This window comes from uncultured Campylobacter sp. (assembly GCF_938030685.1).
GTDB lineage: Bacteria > Campylobacterota > Campylobacteria > Campylobacterales > Campylobacteraceae > Campylobacter_B.
Genome location: NZ_CALHHX010000223.1, coordinates 1 through 3,221 on the forward strand (window position 1 = coordinate 1; position 3,221 = coordinate 3,221).

General features: G+C 45.5%; 3 protein-coding genes. All 3 read left to right on the forward strand.

Annotation, left to right across the window (positions count from 1 at the left end; all coding sequences use genetic code 11):
- On the forward strand, nucleotides 1-1,335 hold a 1,335-nt coding region (locus tag Q0369_RS10845; protein WP_298099828.1), incomplete at its 5' end, for a hypothetical protein.
- Complete coding sequence (locus tag Q0369_RS10850; RefSeq protein WP_298099831.1) at nucleotides 1,295-2,416, forward strand: CCA tRNA nucleotidyltransferase; 1,122 nt, start codon at nucleotides 1,295-1,297, stop codon at nucleotides 2,414-2,416. The genes Q0369_RS10845 and Q0369_RS10850, both read left to right, overlap by 41 nt.
- Before the next feature lie 49 nt (nucleotides 2,417-2,465).
- On the forward strand, nucleotides 2,466-3,221 hold a 756-nt coding region (locus Q0369_RS10855; RefSeq protein ID WP_298099834.1), incomplete at its 3' end, for a hypothetical protein.

The window sequence follows — 3,221 nt, forward strand, 5'->3', positions numbered from 1 at the left end:
ATCATCGAAGCAGTAAATGAGATGAAAGCGCAAAAGCGCGCGCAAGATTTGACGGCGCAGCAAGAGGGGGCTGTGAATGCAAACGGCGCTGAAGCAGAAGCGCAGGCTTCGCAGGATGCTTTAAGCCCCGCTTCTTTTGCGCCAGATACAATTGCACCTGATGCCTTAAATTCTACATCTGCGCCGGATATCGCTTCATCAAACGCGCAAAATTTCACTTCCTTAGATACTAAAAATTCCACTTCGCGCTTTGTTCCATCGGACGATTTAAATTCTGCCCTAGATCGTTCAAATGCTCTGGCACGCAAGAACTCTGCACCTAGCGGCACGGAATTTACGGCGGACGCTACTTTAAAAAAATCTGCTGCAAAAGATGAAAATTTTACTTTTTCAGGCGAGGAGAATTTTAAAAACTCTGATCTTGCAGGCGGTCAAAATTCCGTGGCCTCCGTCTCTTTAAATGGAGAAAATTTTAAAAATTCTGCTTCTGCAAGCGGCAAAGATTCCGCAAATTCAACCTTTGCAAACGATGGAATTTTAAAAAGCTCCGCCGCGAAATTTGACGAAAGCTTTCGTGATTTATCGGGCATCGCAGGTGAAATTTACGATAGTCTAGGCAGCGATATGAATGGGTTTGTTTCGCCGCAAAGCAGGGACGCAAGTATGGCGCAAAGCTCTGCCAAAAGTAAAGATTTTGAATTAGCGCTAAATTCTACGGATGACAACTCCCAGAGTAAGCAAGATTTGACGCCTCGTATTTTAGGCGCGCATTTTAAGGAGCTAAGCAATGACGATTTTGGGCCTGGCTCTGATTTCAAAGAAAGCGAAGCTAACGATTATTTCGGTACGGTGCATTCTAAAAAGCAAGATTTTTCGTCGCTTCAAGCTCAAAATTCCGTCGCACTAAATATCCGCAATGCTGCCACGCAGCAGCAAAATTTCGTTTCGCAGCCACAGAATTTTACTATGCCTGAGGCGCGAGACGATGAGCTCGCCACGCCGCAGCTTTGTAATTCTGCCGCGCAGGATATGCAAGCGGGAAGTCTTGCTTCTTCTGGTGCTAAAAATTCCGCCGTGCGCCAGCTCGAGGAAGCACGACATTTCGGGGCTGCGAGACAAGCGGGTGACAAATCAAAATATCTCGCAAATGCAGATTTTAAAATTTCAAGCGAGGCGGAGTTTTTGAGCGCGATAAAAGAGCGAATTTTAGTGCTTTTTGAGGGGCTAAACGCTTTTGAGAAGGGCGATTTGAACGCGCGCGTGGAGTTAAATTTAAAATTTATGGAATTTTTGCTTGCAAGTATCGAAAACCGACTTGAAAATCTACCAAAATAACGATTTTATCGCGCTTTTAGATTATCTTAAAAAATTTAGCTCGCGCATCTATCTGGTGGGCGGCTGCGTACGCGATTATTTTTTGGGGCGGGCTAGCGCTGATGTGGATGTGGAGCTTTACGATGTGGAACCGCGCCGTTTCGAGCAAATTATGCATGGCTTCGGCGCACAGGGCGTCGGCAAAAGCTATTTCGTCTATAAATATAAAAATTTCGATGTTTCGCTTCCGCGCACCGAGAGCAAGACGGGCATCGGACACAAGGGCTTTAGCGTCGCTTTGGCTACGGACGAATATGAGGCTAGCAGGCGACGCGATTTTACGATCAATGCGATGATGATAGACGCTATAAGCGGCAAAGTGCTCGATTTTTACGGCGGGATTGCGGATCTGCGCGCGCAGATTTTACGAGCGGTCGATCCGCGCACTTTCGTGGAGGATAGCTTGCGCGTATATCGCGCAGTGCAGTTTGCCGCAAGATTTGAGCTTCGCGCCGAGCCTCGCACCTTGGAGCTCATGCGTAGTATCGACGTTAGCGATCTTAGTTGCGAGCGCGTTAAAGCAGAGCTGATTAAATTTTTTCGTGCACCTGCGCACCGATATGGGATGACGCTAATGCAAGAGTTGGGGCTTTATGAGCGGGTTTTTGGATTGCGGATTGATTCGCGCACGCACGAGCGGCTGATAAAATTCATAGAGCACGGCGAATCTTTCGTGAGAAATGAAATGTTTTTTTTATATGCGTTTTTGAATTTTTTAGGATTAGATAAAGATAAAATTTTAAAGAATTTAGGGCTAAATTCTCTTTATAAAAGGCTACTTAGCGAGCCGTTTTTTAAGCGGGTAAGCGACGAGCAACTATGTAAAATCGCTCTAAAAATGCCGCTTAAGCAGTGGCTCGGGCTATATTGTAAAGGTAGGGTGCAAGCATCAAAGCGGCTTGGGATTTGGGATAAGAAATTTAAAAGCTTGGTTTGCGCCGCGGATGTCGCTCGCAATCTGCGCGGCGCTGCGATCGGCAAGGAGATTGAGAGGCTGCAAGAAGCGGAGATTAGGGCGTTTGTAGCGGCTTTAAAAGCGTAAATTTAGAGAGATTTCTGTAAAATCGCCGTTTTATTTAGGAGCTAGTTTTATGAAAAAATTCTATCGTCGCGACGAAATTTACGCGTTTTGCAAGAATGCTGCGTCTTTGCAAAAGCGCGCTTTTTGCTTTGATCGCAGGCAAAATTTCGTGATTTTTGTTGCGCGAAATTTTATCTTTTGCGACGAGCGAAATTTAAATTTTTGCGGCGTAAGATTTCATAGTGCAAAGCTTAGCTCGGTAGGATTTCACGACGCGGAATTTGACCTATTAAAATTTCATCCGTCGTGCCGCCATACCGAAAAAGCCCACGAGGCGAAGTTTTATGGATCGCGCGAATTTCGCAGATCACATCGCTGCGGCGAGAAATTATACGAGCCGTGCAGCAGCGAGACGGAATTTCACGGCTCGCATTACAGCGAGATGAAATTTTGCAGATTAGGGCATCTTGGCACAAAATCTCACATCCTGCGTCATATTAAACGCATTAAAGCAAAATTTAGCGAGCCGTATTGCGCGTCCTGTGCTATGGGAGTAGTTGCCTCGCCGCACCACAAAAAAATGCAAGAGCCGTGTCGCTACAGGGAGAGATCTGACGTCCTGCAGTATCGCAAAATCACGGACCTAAATTTTATTTCACAGAATTTCAAATTATGGAATTTTGCCCATTTAAATTTGCAAGGCTTTACTGCGCGAAATCCCAAGCCGCGTAATTTAGCTTTTCGAAATTCTAAATCTCAAAACTTTGCCTCGCGGAATTTTAAATCGCAAAATTCTGCTCATGCAAAATCGGTGATTTTTGATGTT